This is a genomic window from Sphingomonas aestuarii, assembly GCF_054457155.1.
In genome coordinates, this window is sequence record NZ_JBTKVV010000001.1 from 519217 (window position 1) to 538752 (window position 19536).

Sequence of the window (19536 nt, forward strand, 5' to 3'; positions counted from 1 at the left end):
GGCATCGCGTGCCTAGCTTCGTCATTGCGCGCATAGCGAAGCAATCCAGCGAGTCACACGCGGGGCTCTGGATTGCTTCGCTGCGCTCGCGATGACGGGGGCTGGAACAGTCCGCGCTTTAAGCCGCGCGCTTTGCCTTGTCCGGCTCGGGATTCGAAAATTCCATGTGATCGTCGATCGATCCGTGGCGCAGCGCGAATACGTCTTTCAGATAATTCTGGTGCAGCCGCCACGGCGCCTTGCTCCCCTGTTTGGGAAACTTGTCCATCGCGCGGGTAACATAGCCCGAGGTGAAGTCGAGGAACGGCACGACCTCCAAGGGCTCGTCGCCCAGTCGCGGCGTCGCCTGGCGAAGCCCCCGCTCGCGCATCGTGTTGAGCAACCGGCACAGATAGCCTGCGGTCAGATCGGCCTTCAGCGTCCAGCTGGCGTTGGTATAACCGAACGACAGCGCGAGATTGGGGATGTCGCTGAACATCATTCCCTTGTAATTGAGCGACTTGGCCGGATCGACGCGAGTCCCGTCGATCGCCAGTTCGATCCCCGCCATCAATTGCAGTTCCAGCCCGGTCGCGGTGACGATGATGTCGGCAGGCAGTGTTTCACCGGATTCGAGCAGGATGCCGTCCGCCGTGAAGCGGTCGATCCGGTCGGTCACTACCGACGCGTCGCCTTTCTTGAGCGCGGCGAACAGGTCGGCGTCGGGGACCAGACACAGCCTCTGATCCCACGGATTGTAGGTCGGCGTGAAATGCTTCGCGACCATCTCTTCGCCGACATGCTCGCGCGCCCAGCCGAGCAGCCGCTCCTTCGCCTTGGCCGGGTATTTGCGCGCGCGGCTGAAGAAGAACTGGCCGAGCAGCACGTTCTTCCATCGGACCGCTGCATAGGCGGCCTTGGGTGGCAGACGCCGCTTGAGCCATTCCGCGACCGCATCCTCCGACGGGCGCGACACGACATAGGTGGGCGAGCGCTGGAGCATGGTGACGTGCGCCGCCTGCTTCGCCATTTCGGGGACCAGCGTTACCGCAGTCGCGCCGCTGCCGATCACCACGACGCGCTTGTCGGCATAGACCAGGTCGTCGGGCCAGAATTGCGGGTGGACGATGCGCCCGGAGAAATCGTCCGCGCCGACAAATTCGGGGGAATGGCCGCGCTGGTAATTATAATAGCCCGAGCAGAGGTGGAGGAAATTGCAGGTGAACCGCGTTCGTTCGCCCGCGCGATCGACCTCCACCGTCCAGCGGGCATCCGGCGTGGACCATTCGGCGGACACGACCCGGTGCGACAGCCGGACGTGCCGATCGATGTCGTTCTCGCGGACCGTCTCGTTCAGATAGGACAGGATCGCCGGGCCGTCGGCGATGGCCTTGGCCGCGGTCCAGGGTTTGAAGCCGAACCCCAGCGTGTACATGTCCGAATCCGACCGGATGCCGGGATAGCGGAACAGGTCCCATGTCCCGCCGATCGCCTCGCGCCCTTCGAGAAGGACGAAGCTGCGGTCGGGACAGCGGTTTTGCAGATGCCACGCCGCGCCGATGCCGGAGATACCGGCACCCACGATCACCACGTCGAAATGCTCGACCATCCGCCCAAATCCCATACCGCGCGTTCGAATCGCATGGCATCGCAAAAGCGGGATCAGGTCAACCGTTAACTGACATGAGTGTGAGTATCGCCGCCGCCTTCGTCATTGCGAACGTAGCGAAGCAATCCAGTTGTGCACGATGGATTGCTTCGCTCCGCTCGCAGCGACGGCGGTCTTTAATAGTCCCGGCGATACCGCACGTTCAGGCTGGACCCACCAAACGACCCGGTCTGGGTCAGGATGCTCAGCGCCCGGCTCAGCGCGACCTCCAATTGGGTGGCGGTGAAGCCGCGGGCGTCGGTGATGATCTCGATATAGATATCGTCGGTCAGATACTGGCCCGCTGCCAGCGCCGTGCCGCGCCCGCTGGCCTCGTCGGCGCCCAGGATGCGCAACCGGTCGATGCCCGCTGCCGAACGCAACGAACCCAGCGGGTTCAGTCCGCCGCCAGAGCCGCGCAACCCGTTGAGGGCGGAAGCCAATTGGATCGCCTGTGTCGCCGACAGGTTCGTCACCGAACTTCCGAACAACAGCCGCGACAGCACTTCGTCCTGCGCCAGCGCAGGTGTCGAGGTGAAGGCGATCTGCGGGTTCTGGCCGCTGCCGGTGATGGCGATGCTGGCCGTGATCCCTTCGGCCTCGGTCGTCGCGAGAATGTCAAGCACGGGATTGCCGATCGGTCCGCCCTCAAACCGCACCCGCCCGCGTTCAAGCTCGAACCGCTTGCCGGCAAAGCTGTAGGTGCCGCGGATCACGTCGGCGCGACCGGTAACGCTGGGGTTGGCGGAGGTGCCGCGGATGCGGATGTCCGCCGACCATTCGGATTCGAGACCCATGCCGCTGACGAACAGGCGGTTGTCGGCGCGCACGCGGATATTGAGCGCGAACAGGCCCGGCGGTCCGGCGCGTTCTTCCGCTTCCTGACGGTTACGCGCGTCGCTGCGGCGGCGCACGCCGGTCAGCGTCGGGACTTCGGCCGCTCCCTGGCGGATCACGACATAGCGTGCCTCGGGGATCACCAGATCGCCAACGACCCGCGCGCCTTCGCCGTCGTTGACGACTTGGATCGTGCCGGTCGCATCCGCGCCCAGCGCATCGCTTTCGGCAAGCTGCGCATTGTCGAGCTTGGCGACGATGTTGATCGGGAAGCCCGCATCCGACCCCAGCCCGACGCGGCCCTGTGCCTGAACCGTGCCCTGCCCGGCACGCGCGGTCATGTTGGTCAGTTCGAACCGGTCGTTGGTGAACCGCCCGTCGAGCCGCATGTTGGTCAGACGCGTGCCATAGGTTTCGTTGGTATAGGTCAGGTTCGACGCACGCACGATGCCGGTCAGCTGCGGCGCCTGAACCCGGCCGGAGAAATCGGCGGCGACCCCGATCGGCCCCGACAATTGCTGATCGGGGAGGCCTGCGAACGAGAACAGCACGGCGGAAGGCCCGTTATAGCGGATGCCGCCCGACAAGGGCGCGGCGAGCAACCGCGTCGTCCAGCTGCCCGCGCCCGGCGGCAACGGGTTGAGGCCGATATTCATCCGGCCGATGGTGGTCGTGCCGCGCTTGATGAGCGCCCGGGCGCTGCCGCCTTCGGGTTCGAGCGCGCCGACGAAGGCGATGTTCACCGCATCCGATACCGCCGCCAGGCTGGTGCGGCGGAAATTGGTGATGTTGAGCTGCGCATTCGCATCGGGAAACGCGCTCGGGTTCGGCTGGGTGAAGTCCAGGCTGCCGGTCGCGTTGCCCTGCAATCCCAGACCGGGGACGAAGCCGTTGATGACGGCGAGGTCCATCTTGTCGAGGCGTGCCTGCATCGCGAGACCGTCGCCGTACAGCCCGGCGATCCGCATCGTCCCCTGATCGAAATCGATGCGAGTCGGCAGCAAACGGTATCCGGCGCTTTCGGGGCGGATACGCATCGGCGTGCCGGTGCGGAAATTGACGCGGTCGCCGCGGCCTTGCAACGCGATCGTATAGAGTTCGGGCGTCAATTGCGCGTTGGCGGCGACGCGGAATGGCACACCGGTCGATCCTTCGGCCAGCAGCTGCGCGGTGCCGCGACCGCCGCGATAATCGACCTTCGCGCGGCCGCGCTGGACGACGAACTGGCCCGAGCGGAAATTGGCAAGTTGCGCATCGGCGACGATCGCGGGCGCGTCGTCATAGAGCACCACGCGCGCATCGATGATCGCGCGACCGATGGTCATCTCCGCCTGGCCCGGAATGCGAGCGTTATAGGCGCGTGCTTGCACGTTGGCGGCCTGATATTGCCCTTGCGCGCCCAGCGTCGCGAGGCCGTTGACGCCAGAACCCGCAAAGCGCACCTGCCCCGCAAACGGCCCGGCAGCGGTCTGCTGCACCCGGCCCGACAGGTCCATGCCCGCAAACGTCCCCGACCGGATGTCGACGGTCAGCGTCGGCGCGGTGGCGATCAGCAGATCGGCATCGAACGGCCCGTAATTGGTGCCACCCGATGCGACGACGGCATAGCCATTGCCCTGTCCGCGCAAGGTCGCGTCGAGATCAACCAGGCCGATGCCGACACCGGGGCGCGCCGCGCGCAGCCGTACTACCGGCGCGGTCAGCGTGCCCGATGCGGTCGCGGTCAGCGGGCCATATTGATTCGACACAGCGCTCAGGTTGAAAGCGATCGGCCCCGCCGGATCGTAGCGTCCCGACCCATCGGTAATGCGGAATTGCGGCGCGTTCATGCGGATGCGCGACACGTTGACGATGAAGTCGGGGTCTAGCGCGACCTGTGCCGACAGATAGGCATTGCCGCCCAGAAACTCGCGGGCGCCGTCATTGAAGATTTGCTGCGTCCGCGCCGACACCCGACCGCGGATCCCGAACCCGCCCTGCGGCGCGGTATAGAGATCGGCATCGGTTTCGAGATCGACGATGCCGATCCCGTCGATCATGTAATTGTTGACCCGCCCCTTGAGCGCGCCGGTGTAGCGCCCGGTCGCCATATCGGCGACGACGATCGCGGTCGCGTTCACCCGGTCGGACCGGATCGCCAGATTGTCGGACAGGATCTGGCTGCCGCTGATCGCCAGGTCGCCCTGGATACGGACATTGGTGACCAGCCCGCCGACCGCCGCGTTCAGCCCGCTGACGCGGAGCGCGCGCGCGTTGACCGGGATCAGGATGCGGTCGGCATCGATCGTCGCGCGGCCCTCTGCATAGAGCCGCTCGACCACCGTATCGCCGAAGCCGATCGACGCGGCCTGCAATTTGTAATCGACCGTCGGCGTCGCGAACTGGCCGTCGAGTACGACCGCCGCCTGCACCGACCGACCATTGAGATTTTCCGCGATCGCACCCGGCGTCAGCAGCATGACTTCGGTGCGGAAATTTTCGAACCGGCTGTTGCCGAGGTCGAGCCCTCCATTGGCGCGCACCATCAGCGCATCAGACCTCAGCGCGATCCGCGTATCCGCGCGTCGCTCGTCCAGCGTCGCGTCGATCCCGACCTGCATGAACGGCGCCGTCAGCCGCTCGACCGGACCTTCGAGATAGAGGCCGGGCCGCACGCCGCCGCGCACCTGAATCGCGCCGTCGCGCGCCGTCAGGTTCAGGTTGGCAAGCTGCGCGCCGCCCAGCGTGCCGACCGCCTTGCCCTGCCAGTTCGACCACGCCCCGCGCCCGCCGATCGCGACCGCCAGCGGCGCTTCGAGCGACGCCATGCGGCCGATGAAACCGGTCTGCGGCGCATCGATGCGCAGCGCGAGGTCGAGTTTGTCGTCGTCGGGCACCGCGTCGAGGCGCAGGCTGATCCGGTCGCCCCCCGCCGCATCCGCCAGATCGAGTGTGCGCGCATCTGCGACCAGCTGCGCGCGCCGGTCGGCAATCCGCGCACGCCCGTTGATCTGTGCGACATGCCGCTCACCGCTGACCGCCGCGCCGATATCGAGTCGATCGATGCGCAGTTCGCCGATGTCGATATCGAGATCGGGGAGCAGCGGCGCATCGGGATCGGTCGGCGTGGTCGAGGGGCGGAGTTCGGGAAGACGGTCGAGCCGGATCAGCGGGCTGGTCAGCGACCGAACGTCGACATGGTTGTTGATGAACTTGAACGGCCGCCAGTCGAGATTGATTTCGGGCGACGCCGCGAACATGCCGCGCTGGTCATAGACCTGCACGTCGCGCAGCGTCATCGCGCCATAGAGCGACCCGTCGATCCGACCGATGCGGACATTAAGGCCGTTTTCCAGCTCGTATCCGGCAATCTGTTCGACCACGAACCGCTTGCCGGGTCCGGTATTGATGACGAAGATCGTCGCGACGATCAGCAGCGCCAGGCTGCCGATGACGATGCCGGTCCATTTGGCGATCGTCTGCCACAGCGGACGGCGCACCACGACGCGCTCTTCATGGATGGGCTGGTCTGCGACCGGGGGCGTATCCTCGACCATCAGAAGGCCTGCCCGATCGAGAGGTAGAGCGCGACGCGCGGTTCGCCTTCGCGACGACCGATCGGGGTGGCGACGTCGATGCGAAACGGTCCGAAATTGGTGTAGAAACGCCCACCAATGCCTGCGCCGAACCGCAAGCCGCTCGCGTCGGGGAACTCGCTTTCATAGACATTGCCCGCGTCGAGGAACGGCACGATCCCGAAATTGCCGAAGCGATAGCGCGCCTCGATCGAAAATTCGTTGAACGACCGCCCGCCAATGGGCCTCGGCGCAGGCTCGCCGTCCTCGTTCAGCTCGGGCGTCTGCGGACCCAGTTGCTGGAAGCCGAAGCCGCGCACCGACCCGCCACCGCCCGCATAGAAGCGCCGAGACGGGGCCAATGCATCGCGCTCGATCCCCTGGATCGTGCCCGCGCGTGCGCGGCCCGCGATCACCAGACTGTCGCTCAACGGGTAATAGGCCGTCCCCTCGACGATCGCCCGCACATAGGGCCGCGTCCCGTCATTCATCGAGGCTTCGGGGCTGAGGTTCAGTTTGAGCCGATAGCCGCTCGTTGGATTGAGCAGATCGTCCGACGTGTCGAACCCGGCGAACAGTGGGACTGCCCCGACGAAATAGGTGTCGCGGACCCGCTCGGCGAGGTCGAAATCATAACGATCCTCGTTGGTCGCGATCAGTTCGAGACCATAGGCATAGGTAAAACGCTTCTGCCAAATCGGCGTCGAATCATAGGACACGCGCCCCGACAAGACGCCGGTGAACGCCTCATAGGCCTCGTAATCCTGGCGGCTGGCCGAGGCTCGGAGTTGCAGCGTGCGATCGCGCTGCTTCCAGTTCGATTTGCGGAACGTGATGCCCAGCCCCTGTTCCTGCGTGCCTGCGACGCCCGATGCGATCAGCGCGCCTTCGGGCGGGAACAGGTTGCGGTGCGTCCAGCTTCCCTCCAGCCGGAAGCCCTGGCCGGTCGAAAAGCCAGCCTCGCCCGCCAATGTGCGCGGTGGCCCGGCGTCCTGCCGCACCAGCATCGTCACATATTCGGTGCCGTCGGGGGCCGTCTCGCCGGTCCGTTCCGGCTCGACCGAAACGGTGGAGAACAGGCTGGTCGCGACAAGCGCCTGCCGCAGATCGTCGACCATCCGGCTATCATAGAGTTCGCCGCGCTCGAACCGGCTGAGCACTTCGATATGATCGACGTCGAATACGGTGTTGCCCTCGGTTCGAATGCCGCCGAACGACGCGCGGGGACCGGTATCGACCGGCAGCGTATAGGCGCCGGTGAAAGTCGTTTCGTCCAGCAGGATGTCGCGCTGGCCGACTTGGGCGAAGGGATATCCGTTTTCGGGCAGCTTCAGGCTGACATTGGCTTCCGCCCCCTGAATCCGGTCGGCCTCGATCGGATCGCCGACATTTAGCGGCAGGTTCGCGGTGATGAGGTCGGGCGGCGTCACCGGGTTCGCCCTGATGTCGATCGAACCGAGATCATAGCGCCTGCCCGGCGTCGCGGTGATGACGGCGCGGAGCCGCTGCTGCTCGGTCGCAGGCTCGATCACCGACAGCGCGGTCGCGTCATAATAGCCGAGCGACTGGAGCAGCCGTACCGCCAGCCCTTCGTCCTCGCGTGCGCGCGCCGCGACCATCGTCGCATTCGCCGCGCGCCCGTCGCCTTCCTCCAGCGCCGACAATTCGCGGAACCGCCCGTCGAGGTCGAGTTCGTCGAGGCCGTTGACCACCACGTCGTACCGCAGTTCGGTCGCCGTTTCGGCTTCCACCCCCGCCACCTCGACCGGCGTCGTGTCGAAACTGTCGATCGGCGGCAGCGGCTGGCTCAGTTCCGCCGCGTCCTGTGCAGGCACGGCGGGCGCCAGCGTTTCGGGATCGTTGAGCGGCGCATCGGGATCGGGCGGCGCAATCGGCTGCACGGTCTGCGCGGACGGCGAAATCGGCTCCATCGGCGCGTCGATATCGTCGGTGATCTCGGGCACCGCTTCCTCGAATTCGGCATCGGGGATCACCGGCGCATCGCCATCGGGATCGGCCTCCGCCACCGGCGGCGGCGTGGTCTGCGGCGCGGGGGTCGGGCTGGGCGTGTTTTGGGCCGCCGTTTGCGCGAATGCGGGCGCGCCGATAGCCAAGGCTGGAATGAAGGCGACGCCGAGCAACGCGCTCAAGACGACACGATCACGACCCGATGAAATCACGCAGTTCCCCCTTCGCCCGCGCGGAGAGTTTCCCAAATGAACCCCGCACGAACATGGCCCGAACGATCCTCGTCGTTATTCGATCCATAACTATTTTCCCATCCGCTTAGATTCATTGGCGAAAGTTTCTGCCGCACTGCATCCAAATGGCCACAGGGCGCGTTGGCGAAACGAAAAAGGGGAACAGGGCCGATGACCGATACGACCGACGCGACCGGACAAAGCGACGAGAACAAGCCGATTCCGGGCATCGAATCGACGCGGCCTTGGCAGCATCCCTGGCCCGCCTGGCGCGCGATCCTGCTGCGCGTCTATGCGATGAACGGTTTTCACAACCTGACGCTGATGGCCGCGGGCGTCGCCTTCTATGCGTTTCTGTCGTTCGTGCCTTTGCTGGGCGCGATCGTCATGACCTATGGCCTGATCGCCGATCCCTCGACCGTCGGGCGGCACATGGACACGATCTTCGAAATCGTCCCCGTCGATGCGGCGCGGCTGATCGAGGATCAGTTGATCGCGGTCGTCACCACCGCTGCCGAACAGGCCGGGCTGGGCCTGGTCGTCGCGCTGGCCATCTCGATCTTCGGCGCGATGCGCGCGGCGAGCGCCATGATCCAGGCGCTTAACGTCGTCTATGAGGAAGAGGATGAGCGGAACTTCTTTCAAACCACCTTGCTCGCCGCACTGTTGACGGTCGGCGCGGTGCTGGCGGCGATCGTCGGGCTGCTTGCGGCGGGGGCGCTCGGTTATCTCGGCACATTTGTTGAAGTGCTTGGCCCGACCGGGGTCGTGCTGATCCAGACCGTGACGTGGCTGGTGGCAGGTGCCATCGCGAGCGCCGGGTTCGCCTTCGTCTATCGCTACGGCCCCGATCGCGCGCGGGCGCGGTGGCAGTGGCTGTCGGTCGGTTCGGTGGCGGCGACCTTGTTATGGCTGGTCGCGACACTGGGATTCGGCGTCTATGCGGCCAATTTCGCCAACTATAACGCGACCTATGGTGCGCTGGGCGCGGTGGTCGTGCTGCTGATGTGGCTGTTCGTGTCGAGCTATGCGGTGCTGATCGGCGCGGAAATCAATGCCGAGGCCGAACGCCAGACCGGCATCGACACCACCATCGGACACGAACGCCCACTGGGCAAACGCGGTGCGACGATGGCCGACACCTTGCCCAGCAAGCGTCAGGTGAAGCCGCGCCGCGACCGTTACTGATCGGCCTTGCACGCCCCCGGATAGGCAGCGGTGATCGCGTTCAGTGCCGCGCTGACCGCCGAATATCGGCGGCTGTCGGCGTTATCGCGCCACAATTCGACCGCCAGCCCGCGAAGCCGGACGATGTCGACATCGCGCGGCATGCAGAAATTGTCCCGGTCGATCCAGCCCAGATCGCGCGCCATCGCCGCCATGTCGTGCGCGCCCATCAGATACCAGTCGCACGCCTTCACGTCGCTCGCCACGGCGGAAATGCAGGATTGATACAGCTGCTCGCCGGTCTTGAACACGCCGGGCGCCCTGGCTTCCTGCGCGATGGCGGGGGCGGCGTGGAGCGCCAATGCGGTGAACGCGAGGAACAGGGTTTTCATGGCGGCAGGGGATAGCGGATCACGATGCCTGCGCAAACTCACTCCGTCGCGGTTTCGCGCCCAAGCGTTTCCGCTGCTGCTTCCAATCGTTCGAGCATCGCGGCCAATCGCTCGACTTCGTCCGGCGCAAATCCCGCGAACAGCCGCTTTTCGGTCTCGATCGCCAGCGGTGCGATCTCCTCGTACAGCGCCCGCCCCTCAGCACTCAGCGCCAGCAGGTGCGACCGCTGGTCGGCGGCGTTGGGCAGGCGTTCGATCAGACCGCGGTCAGCAAGCGCAATCGCCGCGCGGCTGACGGTCACCTTGTCCATCCGCGTCCGGTGCGTCAGCGCCTGCTGCGTCATGCCCCCGCTTTCGGCGAGCACCGCGATCATCCGCCATTCGGGGATTCGCAACCCGAACCGTGCGCGATAGCTGCGCGCGATCATGTCCGACACGCGGTTGGAGGCCACCGACAGGCGATAGGGCAGGAAATTGTCGAGGCGCAATGTCGTCATCGCCCGCATCATGTAGCATCGCTCCGAAACCGTCCAGCGAACGGAACCTTTGCACCGGCGGAATCGTAATGGGGGCGATACAACCCACGGAAATCCTAGGAATCTTGATCCATGTTTGCCTGGAGGCACGACGCGCAGGAAAAATTGGAAGCGCTGCTGTTCGCGCATGTGAAGGCGGACGAGTTTCCCTGCGTGGGTGCAAAGGCGGCGCTCGCCAGGGGTACGCTGGCCGTACTTGCCTGCGATCGGATCGACAGCGCGTGGGACGATCTGCGCATTCATGACGGCCTGCTGAAATGGGCCGAGGATTATCGCCGCGATCCGGGGCTGTTCCGCAGCTTTGCGGTGGTGTTCGACGGCCCCGGCGATTTGACCGAGGCCGAGTTCGAAGCGGCGCTGTGGAAGCGTGTCCAGTCGCTGTCGGACAAGGATGTATGGCGCGGCCAGGCCTATGACGCCGCGGTCAGCCCCGATCCCGCCAACCCGCATTTTTCGTTGAGCTTCGGCGGCTCGGCATTCTTCCTCGTCGGCCTCCATCCCAACGCCAGCCGCCCGGCGCGCCGGTTCGATCGACCCGCGATCATCTTCAACCTCCACGACCAGTTCGAAACGCTACGCGCGGAGGGTAAATATGAAGGGATGCGCGAAAAGATTCTGGTGCGCGACGAGGGGCTGGCGGGCAGCCGCAACCCGATGCTCGCGCGCCACGGCGAAGCAAGCGAAGCCCGGCAGTATAGCGGGCGCATGGTCGATCCCGACTGGCAGGCGCCATTCGAATATCGCGGAGAAAAGCCATAGAGACCTGTCACATTCCCGAACGATCGGGCACCGCGTTCAAACTGAAGGCGGGCGAATTGCTGCACGTCATCGACCCGCGCGGCGAACAGGTCGCCGACCTGCTGGCGTTCAACGCCGCCGACATCGACGAGGTGATCTCGTCGGGCCGCACCTTCGATTATGCGGAGACGATCTATCTGACGACCGGGCACAAGCTCTATTCGAACCGTTCGAACGTGCTGCTGGAAATCGTCGCCGATAGCGTCGGGCGTCACGATTTCCTGCTGACCCCGTGCAGCGTCGATACCTTCGATCATTTCTATCCCAAGCTGGACCGCCATCGCGGCTGTTTCGGCAATCTGGCCGAGGCGCTGGCCCCTTACGGGGTGACGCCCGATCGCATTCCGACCGCGTTCAATTGCTTCATGAACGTGCCCGTTGATGGCGAGACGGGAAGGCTGCGCGTGCTGCCGCCGATCAGCAAGGCGGGCGACAGCATCGTTTTTCGCGCCGCGATCGATCTGGTAATCGGCCTGACCGCCTGCTCCGCTCCCGATTCGAACGGCGGCAGTTTCAAGCCCATTCATTACCGGATTGAGCCGTGTTCCGATTGACGACTTCGCGACTGCCCTTCCTTGCCCTTCCCCTGCTCGCGATCGCTGCTCCCGCCGCGGCGCAGGGGTGCGGGCCGGGTTTGCAGCCGGGAGAGAATATGATCCCCGTCACCTCGGGTGGAACGACGCGACAGGTGCTGGTGCATCTGCCGACCGGCTATGACGGCCGGACGCGGATGCCGCTGGTGCTCAACCTTCACGGCAGCGGATCGCGCGGCGCCGAACAGCTGAAAAGTTCGGGCATGGCCGCGACCGCCGACAAGCACGGCTTCATCGTCGCCGCGCCCGATGCGGGCATCCCGGTCAATGACGGCAAGGGGTTTGTCTGGAACATCCCCGGCGTGCCCACCATCACTGGCGACGTGCCGGGGCCGGACGATGCCGACGACGTCGCCTTTACCGCCGCGCTGATCGATACGCTTGCCGCGCGCGCCTGCGTGGACAAGACGCGCGTCTATTCGACCGGCCTGTCGGGCGGCGGTCGCATGAGTTCGTGGCTGGGCTGCGCGCTGTCCGGCCGGATCGCCGCGATCGCGCCGGTCGTGGGCCTGCGCGCCGGCCGCGCCCGCCCGGAAGATCTGACCCAGGTAGACGAAGCCAATTGCACGCCAACCAACCCAATGCCGGTCATGGCGTTTTCGGGCGGCGCGGATCGCACCAACCCCAATGCAGGCGGCGAAGGCGCGCGCTGGGGCTACAGCCTCGACACTGCGGTCGCGCGTTGGGCGACGATCAACCGCTGCGGCCCCGCCCTTCCCCGCTACCACCGCGCTGCCGACGTGATCGTCGACGCGCGCGGCGGATGCACCGCGCGCTCCGAGGTCGTATCGGTGATCGATACCGATGGCGGCCACAACTGGACCGTGGCCGACAATGACGCGATGTGGGCGTTCTTCGCACGACATCGCCGGGGCGGAACAAGCCACTGAAACGAACCGCGAACTGGACATTGCGGGCGAAGAACATTATTAGAACATAAATGTCCCGCCTCGATACCCGCGCAAAGCTCTCTATCCTGGCGGACGCCGCCAAATATGATGCGTCGTGCGCGTCGTCAGGCACGTCCAAGCGCGATTCGAGTGGCAAGAAAGGCGGCCTCGGTTCGACCGAGGGCAGCGGCATCTGTCACAGCTACGCCCCCGATGGCCGCTGTATCTCGCTTCTGAAAATTCTGCTGACCAATTCGTGCGTGTTCGATTGTCATTACTGCATCAATCGCAAGAGTTCGAACGTTCAGCGCGCTCGTTTTACGGTCGAGGAGGTCGTCGACCTCACCCTCTCCTTCTATCGCCGCAATTATATCGAGGGGTTGTTCCTGTCGTCGGGCATCATCCGCAGTCCCGACTACACGATGGAGCAATTGGTGGAGGTCGCGCGGCGGCTGCGCGAGGATCATCAGTTCCGCGGCTATATCCATCTGAAAACCATTCCCGACGCCGATCCGGCGCTCGTGCACGCCGCCGGGCTGCATGCCGACCGCGTGTCGATCAATGTCGAATTGCCTACGGTTTCCGGCCTGTCTCGGCTCGCACCCGAAAAGTCGGCACCGCGGATCGAAGGCGCGATGCGGCACATGAAGGGCTCGATCGAGGACGGGCATGATGCGCGCAAGCGGTTCAAGTCCGCGCCCAACTTCGCGCCCGCAGGCCAATCGACTCAGATGATCGTCGGCGCCGACAGCGCCAACGATACCGATATCGTCACCACCGCCAGCGGTCTTTATGGCAAATTCGGCCTGCGCCGCGTCTATTATTCGGCATTCAGTCCGATCCCCGACGCCAGCAGCGTGTTGCCGCTGCAACGCCCGCCGCTGATGCGCGAACACCGGCTGTATCAGTCCGATTGGTTGATGCGATTCTACGGTTATTCCCCGCAGGAAGTCGGCGCGGCGACGGATGCGTCGGGGATGCTCCGGCTCGATATCGACCCCAAGCTCGCCTGGGCGCTGAAGCATCGCCAGCATTTTCCCGTCGATGTGAACCGCGCCCCGCGCGAAATGCTGCTTCGCGTGCCGGGCTTGGGGGTTAAGGCGGTTAATGGCATCTTGTCCGCGCGCCGCTGGCGGCGGCTGCGAATCGAGGATGTCGCACGGCTGACCGTATCGATCGCCAAGCTGCGCCCGTTCCTGATCGCTGACGGATGGCGGCCGACTCTGCTCGGCGACCGCGCCAACCTTGAGCCGATCGTGGCGCCGAAACGCGAGCAACTCGAACTTTTTGCCGCCTGATCGGTTGGTGCCGAAATGCATGCCCCCCCGCTCGTTTCGAGCGAAGTCGAGAAACGCGATCTTGGCGCTTGCCCCACGTTTCTCGACTTCGCTCGAAACGACCGGGGGTTAAAGTGACGGGCGCGTCCCCCTGATGCACATCGCCTATCTTGCCGATGAGGATGATTTCGACGGGTGGCGCGACGCCGCGCGTCGCTTTGCCTTGGCGAAGGTCGCGCCTGCCGATATCGTCTGGCAAGTGGGCGACGTGCCGGGCGACCTGTTTGCCGCCGATGCCGATGCGCCCGACGATGCTCCCGAGGGCGCGTTCTCGGTACCGCGCGATTTCGTGACGCTGGCAAAATCGGCGATCTGCCACAGCGATCCCGAACGCTTCGCCCTGCTCTATACGCTGCTGCTGCAACTCCGCGCGCGGCCCGGCAGCATGGGCGACCGCGCCGACCCGCTGCTCCGCCGGATCGAGGACATGGCAAAGTCGGTGCGACGTGACATCCACAAGATGCGCGCCTTCGTCCGCTTCCGCGAAATCGCCGCCGAGCCGGGTGCCGAACCCCGCTTCGTCGCCTGGTTCGAGCCCGATCATCATATCGTGCGGACCAATGCAGGGTTCTTCGTCCGGCGCTTCGCGTCGATGCACTGGTCGATCCTGACCCCCGAATTGTCGATCCACTGGGATGGCGAGCGGCTGACCGAAGGCCCCGGCGCGACGCAGGCGGATGCACCGCAGGGCGATCCGCTGGAGGAGATGTGGCGCACCTATTACGCATCAATCTTCAATCCCGCCCGCGTGAAGATCGGCGCGATGACCAAGGAAATGCCGCGCAAATACTGGAAGAACATGCCCGAAACTGCGCTGATCCCGGCGCTGATCGCGGGCGCACAGGCGCGCGAGGTTGGCATGGTCGAAGCGTCGCGCCGCAGGCCCGGCGGCAACAGCCTGGTCGCATGGGAAAAGCTGCGCGACGAGGCGGCGCATTGCACGCGCTGCCCATTGCACCGACACGCGACGCAGACCGTGTTTGGCGAAGGCCCGGTCGATGCCGCGCTGATGCTGGTCGGCGAACAGCCCGGCGATCAGGAAGATCTGGCCGGACGCCCGTTCGTCGGACCCGCCGGACAGAAACTCGATGAGGCACTGGCGGCAGCCGGGGTCGATCGATCGACGATCTACCTGACCAACGCGGTCAAGCATTTCAAATTCGAACCGCGCGGCAAGCGCCGCATCCATTCGAAACCCGATACCGGCGAGATCGAGGCATGCCGATGGTGGATCGATCAGGAACGCCTGCTGGTCCGCCCGCAAATCACGCTGGCGCTTGGCGCGACTGCGGCCCGCTCGCTGTTCGGCAAGGCGGTGACGATCAAGGCGATGCGCGGCCAGCCTCACGCGTTACCCGATGGCGGCGAGGTTTGGGTGACGATCCACCCCAGCTATCTCCTTCGCCTGCCCGACGCGGTGCAGGCAGACGAGGAATATCACCGCTTTGTCGAGGAAATCGGCATGGCGGCTGCGCGGGTGGGTGCGGGATAGCGATGCGGCTCAGCGCACCGCTTTGCTGATTGCTACCCCTTAGCCGTTCGTTTCGAGCGAAGTCGAGAAACGCTTACGCACGCCTCGCCAACCTTTCTCGACTTCGCTCGAAACGAGCGGTTGCATTGGGGCCGATCAAGCGCGGGGTTGGCAGCGCGCCGGGCGGGCCATAGAGCTTGCTGCCGTGATCCGCATCCCGGCCCTTTCCACGCTGCTCGCCGCATCCCTGTTAACCACCGGGTGCGAGCGCCGACCCGACGACGTGCCGGTGGTGGCGAGCTTGATCGGCGGCGAAGCGTCGCTCGCCAACCCCAATGCGCGCTGGCTGGAACCCGCCGAACGCGCGTTGCTGGGCGCGACCGCGCAAGGGCTGGTGCGGTTCGATGCGGCGGGCGGAATCGAGCCGGGCATTGCCGAACGCTGGATCGTGATCGATGACGGGCGCAGCTATATCTTTCGCATCGGCGATGTGCGCTGGCCGGACGGGACGCAGGTCAGCGCGCAGGATGTCGTCACCGCGTTGAAGCGCGTGACCGCCGGTGGCAGCCGCAATGCCCTTGCCCCCTATCTGACCGCGATCGACCAGATCGTGGTGATGACGCCGCAAGTCATCGAAATCCGGCTGTCGGCACCGCGCCCCGACCTGTTGTCGGTCCTTGCCCAGCCCGAACTCGCCATCTTTCAGGCGCGCGGGCTGGCGGGGTCGGGGCCGTTCCGTATCATCGAGGATGAAGGGTCGAGCGTGCTGCTGCGGCCCGACCGCGATCCGCAGGCGATTGCCGACGAAAGCGCCAATCCGCCCACGCCCGCCGAACATGTCCGGTTGCGCGGCGAGCGGGCGTCGCTGGCGATCGCGCGCTTCGTCAAACGGCAAAGCGATCTGGTGACGGGCGGAGGGTTCGACGACTGGCTGATCGTCCGCGCCGCCGATATTCCGCCGCCCGCGATCCGCATCGATCCGGCATCCGGGTTGTTCGGGCTGGCGATCGTCAGTCGCGACGGCTTTCTGGCCGAACCGGTGAATCGCGCGGCGATCGCCGGAATTTTCGAGCGCACGCGATTCACCTCTGCGCTGCGCGCCGACTGGGCGGCGGCGGAGACGTTGCTGCCCGATCAGCTCGATTCGGCGGCGGCACCCGCAGTCCCCGAATGGGCGATACTGGACCTTGCCACGCGGCGACTGGCGGCGCGGGCGCGGGTGTCGATCTGGCGTGCACAGAGCGACAACCCCGCAGCGCTTCGTGTCGCGCTCCCCGACGGTCCGGGGTCGGACGTGCTGTGGGCGTTCCTCGCCAACAGCTTCGCCAGCATCGGCCTGCCCGTCAGCCGCGTGCCGCTCGATGCCGATGCCGATTTGCGGCTGGTCGACCGGGTCGCGCCCTATGACAGCGGTCGATGGTATCTGGCGATGGCGTGCAATCCCTGTTCGCCCGAGGCGCAGGAGGCGGTGGATGCCGCGCGCACCGCCGCGACGCTGGCCGATCGGCGCGCCGCGATTGCCGCCGCCGACATTGCGGTTGCGGCCGACACCCCGTTCATTCCGATCGCGCGGCCCTTGCGCTGGTCGCTCGCCGCGCAACGCCTCCAGCGGTTCCAGCCGAACGTGCGTGCCATCCATCCATTGAACCACCTTCGCGGCGACCCCAATTAAGGCGCATCATGGTCAAACCAACCCCGATGAATTCAGGCGGTATCGGCGCCTATGCCAAGACTCTTCCGATCGGCAGCGATGCCGCATCGATCCGCAAGCGCGTCGTCGCGCTCGAACGGCTGCTCGAACGCAGTTTCGTCGTCCCCGGCACCAATCAGCCTTTCGGTCTCGATGTGATCCTGAACGCCGTTCCGGTGCTCGGCTCGTTCATCGGTGCGGGACTGTCGAGCTACATGATCTGGGAGGCGCGCAATCTGGGCATGAGCAAGCTCGCGATGTCGCGGATGGCGGGCAATGTCGCGATCGACTGGGCGTTGGGCGCGATCCCGCTGATCGGCGCGATCCCGGACTTTTTCTTCCGGTCGAACACCCGCAATCTGCGGATCATCAAGAAGCATCTCGACAAGCATCACCCGGCGACGGTGACGATCGACGGGTAATCAGCGCGACCCTCGCCAGATTTTGAGGGGCGCGCTGTTAGCGACCCCCTGACGGAGTGGACAGATGCGATAGCGATAGCGTGTGTCCACGCACACGCGCACCTCTTCCAGCCAGCCGCCCTTCGTCGTCGCGACCTTGACCATCTGGGGCGTCATGCCGCGATTGGCGCGCGCAAAGGCCGCCGCGAACTGCCCCACGGTCAGCCCACGCCGCCGCGACAGCGCGTCCATGTCCGGATAACGTACCGACGCATAGAGCCGCGACGCGTCGGCAAAATAGCGCGCGGGGGAAATCCCCATGCACGTCCCATGCTTGGCATATTCATGCTGGAGCAGTTGCACCGACGGCGTCATGCACAGATTGGCGCGAATCACGGGTTCCGAAAGCAATGCGGCGGGGCGGCAATATTGCGGCCAATCGCGCCCCTTTCCGTCAGGCCACAACCCGTGCAGCGTAAATCCGAAGCGATTGCCGCTGTTGCACGCGAGGCGGTCGTCGCGCCCGGCATTGCGGCATCGTTGCGGCTGCCAACTGATCGCCAGCGTATAGCTGCCAATGGGAATATCACGCTTGGGCTGGCTCTGGGTCGGACCATCGGGGCGCGGGCGCGGGAGTTCGGTTGGCAAGGCGCAGAGATAGGCCTGCGCGACGGCGGGTGCGGGCAGTGCGACCAGCCCGATCGCCAGCCCCATCCGGATCATGCGCCGGGTAACTCGTCCTCCTCGTCGTCATAGGCGAACCAAGGCTTCGCGTCGGCGCGGAACAGCATCGCGATCGCGGCGAGTTCGACGATGCGCGCGGCGATCGTCAGCACCGACGGCAGCGAACCGTTCATCGCCAGTTGCACCGTCGCGCCGATCCCCCACAGGTTGAGCAGGAAGAACAGGACGGCCGCCCATTTCGCGACGCTGCTTCCCCGCTTGGCGACGAAATACCACAGGATCAGCTGGACCAGCACGACGACGCCGATGGCGACACCCGCGACGGCGGCGGCCCCGCCCTCCGCACCCGGAATCGTCGCGTTGCGCACAAGCGCATCCCAACCGAGCGCCGTCGCGATCAGCGTCAGCGCGATCGACGCGAGATAGAGCCGTTCGAACAGCTGGATCGACTTCGGACGCATGCTTCCCCCTTCGGATTTCACGGGGCGCAGATGTGCCGTCAGATGCTGCGGAAGTCGAGCCCGATATCGACCGCCGGTGCCGACTGGGTCAACCGCCCGACGCTGATGAAATCGACACCGCTTTCCGCAATTGCGCGGATCGTGTCGAGCCGAACGCCGCCGGACGCTTCGGTGGGAACGCGCCCGCCGACCAGCGCAACCGCCTCGCGCAAGGTCTCTACGCCCATATTGTCGAGCAACAGGTGAGTCGCGCCCGCCGCCAGCGCAGGCTCGATCTGGTCGATCCGGTCCACCTCGACGATGATCCGCGCAATCCCCGCTGCCACTGCCCGCCGCACCGCTTCGCCGACCGAACCGGCGACCGCGACATGATTGTCCTTGATCATCGCGGCGTCCCACAGGCCCATACGGTGATTGGTCGCGCCGCCCATCCGGGTCGCATATTTCTCCAGCAAGCGCAGTCCAGGAATCGTCTTGCGCGTATCGAGCAACGTCGCACCGGTCCCGTCGATCGCATCGACATAGCTTCGCGTCAGCGTCGCGATGCCCGACAGATGCTGCACGGTGTTGAGCGCGGACCGCTCCGCCGTCAGCATCGCGCGGGCATTGCCGGTCAGCCGCATCAGGTCGCTTCCCGGCGCTGCGCTTTCGCCATCCGCCACCAGCCGCTCGATCACCACATCGGGGTCAAGATGCCGGAAAAAAGCCTCGGCAATCTCAAGTCCCGCGACGGTAATCGCGTCGCGGCTGTCCATCACCCCCGCGAACCGCGCATCGGCGGGTATCACGGCTTCGGAAGTGATGTCCCCGCCGCCCCGAACCTTCGGGCCCATATCCTCGGCAAGCGTCGCGGAAACGAAAGCGTCGAGGTCGAACCCCTCTGGCAGCGCCATTGCG

16 protein-coding genes are annotated in these 19536 nt (G+C 65.5%); 8 read left to right on the forward strand and 8 right to left on the reverse strand.

The features are described 5' to 3' along the window. Window positions 1–118: 118 nt before the first annotated feature. The 3 genes from ACX0GZ_RS02640 to ACX0GZ_RS02650 all read right to left on the reverse strand — a co-directional run bounded on the left by ACX0GZ_RS02640 (window position 119) and on the right by ACX0GZ_RS02650 (window position 8132). Window positions 119–1588 (reverse strand): flavin-containing monooxygenase, encoded by a 1470-nt coding sequence (locus ACX0GZ_RS02640; RefSeq protein WP_458813052.1) that lies wholly within the window; start codon window positions 1586–1588, stop codon window positions 119–121. 176 nt (window positions 1589–1764) lie between these two features. After that, window positions 1765–6000, reverse strand: a complete 4236-nt coding sequence (locus ACX0GZ_RS02645; protein WP_458813055.1) for a translocation/assembly module TamB domain-containing protein — start codon at window positions 5998–6000, stop codon at window positions 1765–1767. Continuing rightward, on the reverse strand, window positions 6000–8132 hold the full coding sequence (locus tag ACX0GZ_RS02650) for an autotransporter assembly complex protein TamA (RefSeq protein WP_458813057.1): 2133 nt from the start codon (window positions 8130–8132) through the stop codon (window positions 6000–6002). Before ACX0GZ_RS02650 ends, ACX0GZ_RS02645 begins: the two co-directional genes overlap by 1 nt. A 258-nt stretch (window positions 8133–8390) precedes the next feature. Here ACX0GZ_RS02650 and ACX0GZ_RS02655 point away from each other — a divergent pair, with 258 nt between their 5' ends. Beyond that, a complete protein-coding gene (locus ACX0GZ_RS02655; RefSeq protein WP_458813059.1) occupies window positions 8391–9407 on the forward strand; it encodes a YihY/virulence factor BrkB family protein in 1017 nt (338 codons plus the stop codon). On the opposite strand, the gene ACX0GZ_RS02660 is transcribed toward ACX0GZ_RS02655, so the two are convergent. Next, window positions 9401–9778, reverse strand: coding sequence for a Rap1a/Tai family immunity protein (locus tag ACX0GZ_RS02660; RefSeq protein ID WP_458813061.1), 378 nt, complete (start codon window positions 9776–9778; stop codon window positions 9401–9403). The genes ACX0GZ_RS02655 and ACX0GZ_RS02660 overlap by 7 nt on opposite strands. Before the next feature lie 38 nt (window positions 9779–9816). Next, window positions 9817–10275 carry a MarR family winged helix-turn-helix transcriptional regulator gene (locus ACX0GZ_RS02665; protein ID WP_458813063.1) on the reverse strand — a complete coding sequence of 153 codons (459 nt, stop codon included), beginning with the start codon at window positions 10273–10275 and terminating at the stop codon, window positions 9817–9819. A 111-nt stretch (window positions 10276–10386) separates the two neighbouring features. Here ACX0GZ_RS02665 and gntA point away from each other — a divergent pair, with 111 nt between their 5' ends. From gntA to ACX0GZ_RS02700, 7 genes are all read left to right on the forward strand, one after another. After that, window positions 10387–11073, forward strand: coding sequence for a guanitoxin biosynthesis heme-dependent pre-guanitoxin N-hydroxylase GntA (gntA, locus tag ACX0GZ_RS02670; RefSeq protein WP_458813065.1), 687 nt, complete (start codon window positions 10387–10389; stop codon window positions 11071–11073). After that, window positions 11070–11666 (forward strand): DUF1989 domain-containing protein, encoded by a 597-nt coding sequence (locus tag ACX0GZ_RS02675; protein ID WP_458813304.1) that lies wholly within the window; start codon window positions 11070–11072, stop codon window positions 11664–11666. Before gntA ends, ACX0GZ_RS02675 begins: the two co-directional genes overlap by 4 nt. 98 nt (window positions 11667–11764) lie before the next feature. Continuing rightward, complete coding sequence (locus ACX0GZ_RS02680; protein WP_458813067.1) at window positions 11765–12595, forward strand: CE1 family esterase; 831 nt, start codon at window positions 11765–11767, stop codon at window positions 12593–12595. Between the two features lie 50 nt (window positions 12596–12645). Next, window positions 12646–13893 (forward strand): putative DNA modification/repair radical SAM protein, encoded by a 1248-nt coding sequence (locus ACX0GZ_RS02685; protein WP_458813069.1) that lies wholly within the window; start codon window positions 12646–12648, stop codon window positions 13891–13893. A 133-nt stretch (window positions 13894–14026) separates the two neighbouring features. Further along, window positions 14027–15424, forward strand: a complete 1398-nt coding sequence (locus ACX0GZ_RS02690) for a UdgX family uracil-DNA binding protein (protein WP_458813071.1) — start codon at window positions 14027–14029, stop codon at window positions 15422–15424. A gap of 184 nt (window positions 15425–15608) precedes the next feature. Continuing rightward, window positions 15609–17075, forward strand: coding sequence for an ABC transporter substrate-binding protein (locus tag ACX0GZ_RS02695; RefSeq protein WP_458813073.1), 1467 nt, complete (start codon window positions 15609–15611; stop codon window positions 17073–17075). An 8-nt stretch (window positions 17076–17083) separates the two neighbouring features. Next, the gene (locus tag ACX0GZ_RS02700; protein ID WP_458813075.1) at window positions 17084–17515 is read left to right on the forward strand and encodes a DUF4112 domain-containing protein; all 432 of its coding nucleotides are present in this window, start codon (window positions 17084–17086) and stop codon (window positions 17513–17515) included. On the opposite strand, the gene ACX0GZ_RS02705 is transcribed toward ACX0GZ_RS02700, so the two are convergent. The 3 genes from ACX0GZ_RS02705 to nadC are packed head-to-tail and all read right to left on the reverse strand — an operon-like array spanning window position 17516 to window position 19532. Then, window positions 17516–18217 carry a ribonuclease T2 family protein gene (locus ACX0GZ_RS02705; protein WP_458813077.1) on the reverse strand — a complete coding sequence of 234 codons (702 nt, stop codon included), beginning with the start codon at window positions 18215–18217 and terminating at the stop codon, window positions 17516–17518. Further along, window positions 18214–18639 (reverse strand): hypothetical protein, encoded by a 426-nt coding sequence (locus ACX0GZ_RS02710; protein WP_458813079.1) that lies wholly within the window; start codon window positions 18637–18639, stop codon window positions 18214–18216. The genes ACX0GZ_RS02705 and ACX0GZ_RS02710 overlap by 4 nt, the downstream gene beginning before the upstream one ends. Window positions 18640–18677: 38 nt before the next feature. Continuing rightward, window positions 18678–19532, reverse strand: coding sequence for a carboxylating nicotinate-nucleotide diphosphorylase (nadC, locus tag ACX0GZ_RS02715; RefSeq protein WP_458813081.1), 855 nt, complete (start codon window positions 19530–19532; stop codon window positions 18678–18680). Window positions 19533–19536 lie beyond the last annotated feature (4 nt).

Bases quoted from the DNA above. Each gene is read 5' to 3' on its own strand.
- ACX0GZ_RS02640 (WP_458813052.1), bottom strand. From the start codon at position 1,588: ATGGTCGAGCATTTCGACGTGGTGATCGTGGGTGCCGGTATCTCCGGC.
- ACX0GZ_RS02645 (WP_458813055.1), bottom strand. From the start codon at position 6,000: ATGGTCGAGGATACGCCCCCGGTCGCAGACCAGCCCATCCATGAAGAG.
- ACX0GZ_RS02655 (WP_458813059.1), top strand. From the start codon at position 8,391: ATGACCGATACGACCGACGCGACCGGACAAAGCGACGAGAACAAGCCG.
- ACX0GZ_RS02660 (WP_458813061.1), bottom strand. From the start codon at position 9,778: ATGAAAACCCTGTTCCTCGCGTTCACCGCATTGGCGCTCCACGCCGCC.
- ACX0GZ_RS02665 (WP_458813063.1), bottom strand. From the start codon at position 10,275: ATGACGACATTGCGCCTCGACAATTTCCTGCCCTATCGCCTGTCGGTG.
- gntA (WP_458813065.1), top strand. From the start codon at position 10,387: ATGTTTGCCTGGAGGCACGACGCGCAGGAAAAATTGGAAGCGCTGCTG.
- ACX0GZ_RS02680 (WP_458813067.1), top strand. From the start codon at position 11,765: ATGATCCCCGTCACCTCGGGTGGAACGACGCGACAGGTGCTGGTGCAT.
- ACX0GZ_RS02685 (WP_458813069.1), top strand. From the start codon at position 12,646: ATGTCCCGCCTCGATACCCGCGCAAAGCTCTCTATCCTGGCGGACGCC.
- ACX0GZ_RS02690 (WP_458813071.1), top strand. From the start codon at position 14,027: ATGCACATCGCCTATCTTGCCGATGAGGATGATTTCGACGGGTGGCGC.
- ACX0GZ_RS02700 (WP_458813075.1), top strand. From the start codon at position 17,084: ATGGTCAAACCAACCCCGATGAATTCAGGCGGTATCGGCGCCTATGCC.
- ACX0GZ_RS02705 (WP_458813077.1), bottom strand. From the start codon at position 18,217: ATGATCCGGATGGGGCTGGCGATCGGGCTGGTCGCACTGCCCGCACCC.
- ACX0GZ_RS02710 (WP_458813079.1), bottom strand. From the start codon at position 18,639: ATGCGTCCGAAGTCGATCCAGCTGTTCGAACGGCTCTATCTCGCGTCG.
- nadC (WP_458813081.1), bottom strand. From the start codon at position 19,532: ATGGCGCTGCCAGAGGGGTTCGACCTCGACGCTTTCGTTTCCGCGACG.